Source organism: Mycobacterium sp. TH-M11, from assembly GCF_057473725.1.
Map to the genome: position 1 here is coordinate 1 of NZ_JBYCLD010000445.1, position 7,517 is coordinate 7,517.

Annotated in this window: 8 protein-coding genes; 5 read left to right on the forward strand and 3 right to left on the reverse strand. The window is 66.4% G+C overall.

The window, feature by feature from the left end; translation table 11 throughout:
* Window positions 1–1,367, forward strand: a 1,367-nt coding sequence (locus tag AC2VOG_RS17340; RefSeq protein WP_486941088.1) for a glutamine synthetase III family protein, incomplete at its 5' end; no start/stop codon positions are given.
* A gap of 153 nt (window positions 1,368–1,520) precedes the next feature.
* A complete protein-coding gene (locus AC2VOG_RS17345) occupies window positions 1,521–2,375 on the forward strand; it encodes a transglutaminase-like domain-containing protein (protein ID WP_486941089.1) in 855 nt (284 codons plus the stop codon).
* Here the strand turns inward: AC2VOG_RS17345 and AC2VOG_RS17350 are convergent.
* Entirely contained in the window at window positions 2,372–3,343 is a 972-nt protein-coding gene (locus AC2VOG_RS17350; RefSeq protein ID WP_486941090.1) for an aldo/keto reductase, read from the reverse strand. The two genes, AC2VOG_RS17345 and AC2VOG_RS17350, sit on opposite strands and share 4 nt — an antisense overlap.
* Window positions 3,344–3,525: 182 nt before the next feature.
* Here AC2VOG_RS17350 and AC2VOG_RS17355 point away from each other — a divergent pair, with 182 nt between their 5' ends.
* Both AC2VOG_RS17355 and AC2VOG_RS17360 read left to right on the forward strand, forming a co-directional pair.
* On the forward strand, window positions 3,526–4,287 hold the full coding sequence (locus tag AC2VOG_RS17355; RefSeq protein ID WP_486941095.1) for an SDR family oxidoreductase: 762 nt from the start codon (window positions 3,526–3,528) through the stop codon (window positions 4,285–4,287).
* Window positions 4,288–4,370: 83 nt separating this feature from the next.
* The gene (locus tag AC2VOG_RS17360) at window positions 4,371–4,772 is read left to right on the forward strand and encodes a hypothetical protein (RefSeq protein WP_486941091.1); all 402 of its coding nucleotides are present in this window, start codon (window positions 4,371–4,373) and stop codon (window positions 4,770–4,772) included.
* Between the two features lie 3 nt (window positions 4,773–4,775).
* Here AC2VOG_RS17360 and AC2VOG_RS17365 read toward each other — a convergent pair whose 3' ends face one another.
* Window positions 4,776–5,921, reverse strand: a complete 1,146-nt coding sequence (locus AC2VOG_RS17365; protein ID WP_486941092.1) for a glycosyltransferase — start codon at window positions 5,919–5,921, stop codon at window positions 4,776–4,778.
* Between the two features lie 298 nt (window positions 5,922–6,219).
* Between AC2VOG_RS17365 and AC2VOG_RS17370 the strand changes: the two genes are divergently transcribed.
* Window positions 6,220–6,894 (forward strand): sensor domain-containing protein, encoded by a 675-nt coding sequence (locus tag AC2VOG_RS17370; RefSeq protein WP_486941093.1) that lies wholly within the window; start codon window positions 6,220–6,222, stop codon window positions 6,892–6,894.
* Window positions 6,895–6,903: 9 nt separating this feature from the next.
* On the opposite strand, the gene AC2VOG_RS17375 is transcribed toward AC2VOG_RS17370, so the two are convergent.
* A partial coding sequence (locus tag AC2VOG_RS17375) for a cation:proton antiporter domain-containing protein (RefSeq protein ID WP_486941094.1) occupies window positions 6,904–7,517 on the reverse strand: 614 nt, incomplete at its 5' end.

The window sequence follows — 7,517 nt, forward strand, 5'->3', positions numbered from 1 at the left end:
TGGGCTTCATGATGGACACCGAGCGCGAGCTGTTCAAACTCGGCATCCCCGCCAAGACCCGGCACAACGAGGTGGCCCCCGGCCAGTTCGAGATCGCGCCGATGTTCGAACGCGCCAACATCGCCTCCGACCATCAGCAACTGCTGATGACCGTGTTCAAGACGATCGCCAAAAAGCACGGCATGGAATGCCTGTTTCACGAAAAGCCGTTCGCCGGGGTCAATGGATCGGGCAAGCACGTCAACTTCTCGATGGGCAACGCCGAGCTGGGTTCGCTGCTGGTTCCCGGTGACACCCCGCACGAGAACGCCCAGTTCTTGGTGTTCTGCGCCGCGGTGATCCGCGCCGTGCACAAGTTCAGCGGACTGCTGCGGGTGTCGGTTGCCTCGGCGACCAACGACCATCGCCTCGGCGCTAACGAGGCGCCGCCGGCGATCATCTCGATCTTCCTCGGTGATCAGCTCGCCGACGTTTTCGAGCAGATCGCCAAGGGCTCGGCCACGTCGTCAAAAGGTAAGGGCACCATGATTATTGGTGTCGACACACTGCCGCATCTGCCGACCGATGCAGGCGACCGCAACCGAACCAGTCCGTTCGCTTTCACCGGCAACCGGTTCGAATTCCGGGCACCGGGCTCGGGGCAGACCGTCGCGGTGCCGATGATCGTGCTGAACTCGATCATGGCCGACTCGTTGGACTACCTGGCGACGATCCTCGAGCAAGCCGTCGCCGACGGTGAGGACTTCGACTCGACCGTGCAGACACTGCTCACCGACGTCATCACCGAGCACGGCGCGGTGGTGTTCAACGGCGACGGCAACTCCGAGAACTGGCAGATCGAGGCTGCTGAGCGCGGCTTGCCGAATCTCAAGACAACACTGGACGCCATTCCCGAGCTGATCAAGCCGGAAGCGATCGAGTTGTTCGAGAAGTACGGCGTGTTCACCGAGCGTGAACTGCACAGCCGCTACGAAGTCCGCTTGGAACAGTACGCGCTGACCGTCGGGGTCGAGGCCAAGCTGGCGCTCGAGATCGGGACCACGGTCATCCTGCCGGCCGCGATTCGTTACCAGACCACGCTCGCCCAGAACGTGCTGGCCTTGCGTGCGGCGGGGGTGCCGCCGAGCATGACTGCGCTGGAAGAGGTTTCGGGACGGCTAGCCGAGCTCGAAGCCGGGTTGGCAGAGTTGAAAATGGCGTTGGCCGACCATTCGGCGGAGTCGGCGTACGCCGAGGCCAAACAGGCGCAGGAAAAGCTGCTGCCCGCGATGACCACGATCCGCGCCGCTGCCGACGCGCTGGAAGCTGTTGTGGCCGACGATCTGTGGCCGCTGCCCACCTACCAGGAGATGCTGTACATCCTCTGAGCCGTTTTCGCTCTATACTTAGGGCTCGACGTCTGTGCCCTGGTTGAGTCCGCAGCCGATGGCGTAATGCGAATCATTTCGTGGGACATCGGTCGACGGCAGCCCATTGTCTCGACGCGCATTTTGTTGCGACAACGAAAGGGCGGTATCGGAATGTACTCCCGGCAGGACAACGACAGGCGCGAGGCGGCGGTGACGACGCTCGCCAACCGCGAAGTCGGCGCGCAAATCGACGTCGAGGTCACCGCTCCCACCACGCTGGAATTCCAGGTGGCCGTCGCACACCAGTCCGGACTCGACATCAGCGAGTCGCTGGTTATCACGGTCAACGGCAACCAAATTCAGCCCCGAGAGATCCTCGGCCCACACGACACCCGGATTCATTCGATCGATGTCGGGACGGGCGTGGTGAGCCTGGTCTATCAGGCGACGGTCTCTGGTGCGGCCAACCCTGCGCCGGTCCGCGACATCGACGTGATCACCTATCTTCGGCCGAGTCGCTACGCCGAGGCCGACAAGTTCTTCGGCTTCGCGGCCACCGAATTCGGCCAGTACAGCGGCTCGGCGACGTTGCTCGAAAATGTCGCCGCCTGGGTCGGTTCGCGATTGGACTACGTTCCGGGGTCCAGTGATCCGATCGACGGCGCCGCCGACACGCTGCTGGCGGGCGCCGGGGTGTGCCGCGACTATGCCCATCTGGTGGTCGCGCTGTTGCGGGCGGTGAATGTGCCGGCTCGACTGGTCGCGGTGTACGCGCCCGGCTGCGACCCGATGGACTTCCATGCGGTGGCCGAGGCGCTGGTCGAAGGTGAATGGCGGGTGGTCGATGCGACGTGTCTGGCTCCGCGGCAGTCGATGGTGCGGATCGCCACCGGCCGTGACGCCGCCGACATCGCGTTTCTGGACAACCACGCCGGCGCAATCACCTTGACCGGCATGACCGTGACCGCTTACGTGGATGGCGAATTGCCGATCGATTCGATTGACCACCTGGTGAGCTTGAGTTAGCCGAGGTGTAGCCGTTCCCGGAGCGAGTCGGCGAGGAAACGCGTGGCCGACACCGGCCGGAAGTTTCGGGCGGCGTCGGTCAGCGCGGCGTGCGCCTCGTCGTTCAATTCGATTTCCGCTGCGGCGACGTTGAATTCGAGTTGTTCGACGCTGGAGGCGCCCGGAATGGCTACCACCCCCGGAAGCTTGATCAGCCAGGCCAGGGCCACCTGCGCAGGCTTGGCGTCGACGTTCTTGGCGACCTCGCGCAGCGTCTGCAGCAACGGCTCGATCCGGCGCAGATTCTCGGTGCCGAACAGCGAGTTGATCGCGCGCACCCCACCGGGCCGGTTGTCCACGCCGTACTTGCCGCCGAGCAGTCCCTGCGCCAGCGGGCTGTAGGCGATGACGACGCGGTTCTCCTGCTCGGCAAATGGCACCAGCCCCGCGAGGGCTTGCGGGTGCGCGAGGGAGAAGTGCACCTGGTTGCTGATGACCGGTCGGCCGAGTGCGGCGTCGGCCTGCTTCCACCGCGACAGCGAATAGTTCGAGACGCCCGCGGCGCCGATCGCGCCGCTGTCCAACAGGTCGCGCATACCCGGCATGATCACCGAGTCGGGAACCACTGGATTGGGCTGGTGGATCTGATACAGCGGAATGCGGGCCAACTGCAGTCGACGTGCGCTGGCGCGCTCGCGCTGTTTGACCACCGCTGGAAACGGCGCGACCGGAAAGATCTTGCTGGCCACTGCGACCTGATCGCGCTCGTCGCCCAGCGCCTCGCCGAGGATCCGCTCGCTTCTGCCGAGCCCGTACACCTCGGCGGTGTCGAAGAACGTGACGCCCAATGTGCGTGCCCGGCGAACAATGTCGCGTGCGGGCCCAGCGGCGTAGCTGTCGCCGTAACCCCATTCCCGGGAGCCGAACTGCCAGGTGCCCAGCCCGATCCGGCTGACTTTTCCGATGCCGTCGACGTCGAGATATCTCATTTGCTCAACGGTACTGACCGAGACGACGGGGCGGGTCTGGACCCGCCAAGTACGCCAACGAACCGGCGGTGGTCGGTTTCGGGGCCTTCGACGTCGACGCGGTATGGAAGGTCTCAACTCCTGCGATTACGCTGAGCCTGCAGCGGACGCCGTTACACGAAAGGGCGAAAATGTCACGGACAGTGGTCGTCGGAGCGTCGAGTGGGCTCGGGCGTTGTATTGGTGTGGGCCTTGCCCGACGAGGCGGTCAGATCGCGCTGCTGGCGCGTCGTCGCGCGCGGATCGAGGCGGCAGCCGAGGAAGCCGGCTCGGGTGCGATCGCCATCGAATGCGACGTCACCGACGAGCAGTCGTGCCGGACGGCGTTCGACCAGGCGGCCGAGTCGATGGGCGGCATCGACAGCCTCATCTACACGCCCGCGATCAGCCCGCTGGTGAGGATGGTCGATACCGGCGCCGACACGTGGCGGCGCATCTTCGACACCAACGTCATCGGCGCCTCGCTGGCGACGGCGGCGGCGATCCCACACCTGACCGCTTCCTCGGGGAAGGCGGTCTACCTCTCCTCGGATGCGGGTAGCTTCGGGCCGCCGTGGCCCGGGCTCGGCGCCTACGGCGTCAGCAAGGCCGCGCTGGAGCGACTTGTGCAAGCCTGGCGGGCCGAGCATCCCGACGTCGGCTTCACTTCCCTCATCGTCGGTGAGTGCGCCGGCGGTGAGGGCGATGCGGCAACCGGAATGAATGCCGGCTGGGACCCCGACCTCGCGATGAAGGCCTATCCGCTGTGGGTGTCCGGAGGCTGCCTGCCCGGCAAGTTGATGCCCGTCGAAGACCTGATCGAAGTGGTGCAGACCATCCTGGCGACCAACTCCTCGACGTCGATGCCGGTGGTGGTGGCCCGCGGCGCCCCAGCCGCCCACGTCGCCTTCCCGGACACCAATTAGCTGAAGGCACAAAGCCAATCGACCCTGCCGCTACCGCGTGTCCTCTACAGTTGCGCTGACACTCACGAGCGAAGGAGACGCGGATGGCGTGGTTCATGGCCCTCCAGGGCCCACACCACACACCTCATCAGTCGATGGTCTACGAACTTCAAGACGGGGTGGACGTGGACAAGATCGCCCAGGAGCTGGTCAGCTCCGCGACCCTGGACCGGGTGGTGGCCGTTCCCGCGGTCCTGACTGCGAACAAGCGCAGGCACCAGAAGGTGACGATCTACGTGCGGCCCGCCGCGTGGGGTGTGTGGTCCTTTTACGAGCTGTCCGAAGAGGACCGGCGCGAAATGGCAAAGAACAACCCGGTGATCAACGCGCTCGCCGCCGCGCAGCAGCGCGCGGCGGCGGCTCAGGGGAGGCAGGCGCCCGGCGGCCCGATGACCGTCCAGGTCAATCCGCTGACCGGCCAGGTCGGTCCGGCCAACTCCACTTAGCCGCTAAGCGGTGTGCTGATTATCGCCGGGGCCGTCGTCCAGCGAGGCGGCCCCCAGCGTGCTCAACATGCCGATGGCGGCCCGTTGCCAGGTGAACATCTCGGCGCGCTGCCGGGCACAGGTGCGGCGATGCTCTTCGGGGCGGCTCGCGATTGTGGTGACCGCCGCCGCGATGGCCGCCGGGTTGTTGTCGGCCAGCGCTCCGCTGTCGGCGGTGACGATCTCGCCCAGCGCCGACGTGCGCGACACCACGGCCGGTGTGCCGCAGGCCAACGACTCCAGCGCCGCCAGACCGAAGGTCTCGTGCGGGCCGGGGGCGAGCGCGACATCGGCGGTGGCCAGCAGTTCGGCGACGCTGCGTCGATCGGAGATGAACCCGGTGAAGTCGACCGGCAGTCGGGCGGCCTGGCGCTGCAGCCTGGCCCGCAGCGGTCCGTCACCGACCACGATCAGTCGCGCCTCGACCCCGGCGTCGCGCAAAGCGGCCACCGCGTCAATGCTGCGATCGGCCCGTTTCTCCATCGACAATCGGCCGCAGTGCACCAGCAGTATCTGACCGGGTTCCGCCCAGCGCCGACGCACCTGCAGGGAGCGGCGCGACGGATGGAAGGTCTCCAGGTCCACGCCCAACGGAATGGTGACGGTGTTGGTGGCGCCGATGCGATCGAATTCTTCGCGGGCAAACCCGGTTGTGCAGACCACGGTGTCGTAGTCGGCGGCAGTGCGGCGGTTGGCGAAGTCGGCAAACCGGCGTGCGGTTCGGCGCGGAAGTAGCTGGCCGGCAAGACGGTCGAGACGCTCGTGGGAGATCATCACGGTGGTCGCGCTGTGGTCGCGGCCCCAACGGCCCAGCGAGCGCAGCGTGAGCCGGTCGGACACTTCGAGAGTGTCGGGTCGTAACGACGTCAGCACGTTGCGCACCGGCCCGGGCAGGACGGCGCGGTATCCACCGGTGAATGGAATCAGCCTGGCGGGCACCGTGATTCGCTCGACGCCGGTCGGCAGATTCGCGTGTTCGGCGTGTTGTCCCGGGACGATCAGGAAAACTTCGTGGCCGGCGGCGCAGTATTCCGCGCCCAGCCGATCGACGGCCGTACGCAGCCCGCCGGACCGCGGCCCGTAGAAGTTGGCCACCTGGACGACTCGCATGCACCCAGCACAACCGGCGCTCGTGTGCGGTCAACGATCTAACACCGACTTCTCGTTGAACTCGCGGTGAACACCGAAGATCGCGCGCCGCCACACCGGCATTTCGCAAACGTCCTGTCGCGCCGGGCGATCGCTCAGCGGCAGCGACGCGGCCCAGCCGCTCCGTCGTCCGCGATCATCTGGGCGCGCTGCGCGGGTAAAGTTTCTCCCGCGGTTTCTGGCCGGCAACGCCGGGGGGCGTCACCGCAACGCAGGTCGGAACGACGACTGGATGGGGACTGGGACGATGCGCCATTGCGTGGCCACAGCTGTCGTGGCCGGTGTCGGAGTCCTCGTCGCAGGATGTGGCGCAAGCAAACCGGCCGATCAGACGTCGACGACGACCATCACCTCGCTGATCCCACGACCGGTGGTCTTACGTGAACTCGAGTCGTTATTGCTGACTCCGGCCCAGATCAACCCGCTGATCGGGGCGACCGGGATGGCGGTGGTCCGTCGGCACGCCGCGATGTCTGACGACAGCGCCACGATGAAGCCGCCGGAGTGCCTGGCCATCGACGGCTCGGCGCAGGCTGTGGTCTACGCCAACAGTGGATTCACCGGGGTCCGCGATGAGGAGCTCAACGACGGAGACAACTTCACCCACTACGCCGAGCAGGCGGTGGTGCTGTTCCCGACCGTCAAGCAGGCACACGTATTTCTCGTCGCTTCGGCGCTTCGGTGGCCGGCCTGTCACCACTACCTCCACACACAGTCCCGGACACAGTGGGATGTCGGGCCGATATCGGACGACAACGACGTGCTGAGCACGATTTCGACGCAGCAGGAAGCAAAGGCCGGCGGGTGGGCCTGCGGCCGGGCGCTCGCGGCCAAGAACAACGTCGTCGTCGACGTCAACACCTGCAGCGCCAACCCGGCCGGCTCCGCCGTCGACATCGCCAATCAGATTGTCGCGAAGATCGCTTCGCGGTAGCGGATTCGGTTAATCCGGGCCGGCGGCCCCCAGCAGCCGGGCCTCTTCGAGGTCCATTGACGCCTGCAGTTCCAGAAGGACGATGTCGTCGATGCGGCGCTCGTTGCGGAGTCCGATGATCGCACGGCGTTTGTGTTCGAGCACGCCGAGGCGCACCTGCCGGATCAAGTCGCTGACGGCCTCGGCATCGTCGCGGGTCGAGCCGTCGTCGCTGGCCCGGACCAAGTCCGCGTGCTTCTGGTACTCCGCGTGCAGACGGTCCTGCAACACGTCGCCGACGCCGAGTTCGGCGGCAACCAGTGGGAGCGCGTCCAGCGCCGCCTGCGCGCCGGCGCAACGGGCAAGGCGTAATTCGTCGCCGTGGGCCCCGTCTTCGGGAATCTTGGCCCAGCTCACGACGCTGGGCAGGGTGCTGCCCTGAACGATCACGGTCGTCAGGATCACGAACGACACCACGAAGATGATCAGGTTGCGATCCGGGAAGGGCGCGCCAGCGCGGGTGCTCAGCGGAACCGCAATGGCCGCAGCCAGCGACACCGCCCCGCGGAATCCGGCCCACCCGGACACCATGCGTTGGCGCCAGTCGACCCGACGTGCGCGCTGCGCTGCACGTCGGTCGAGCG

Coding starts and splice junctions, on each gene's coding strand:
- AC2VOG_RS17345 (WP_486941089.1), top strand. CDS start 1,521: ATGTACTCCCGGCAGGACAACGACAGGCGCGAGGCGGCGGTGACGACG.
- AC2VOG_RS17350 (WP_486941090.1), bottom strand. CDS start 3,343: ATGAGATATCTCGACGTCGACGGCATCGGAAAAGTCAGCCGGATCGGG.
- AC2VOG_RS17360 (WP_486941091.1), top strand. CDS start 4,371: ATGGCGTGGTTCATGGCCCTCCAGGGCCCACACCACACACCTCATCAG.
- AC2VOG_RS17365 (WP_486941092.1), bottom strand. CDS start 5,921: ATGCGAGTCGTCCAGGTGGCCAACTTCTACGGGCCGCGGTCCGGCGGG.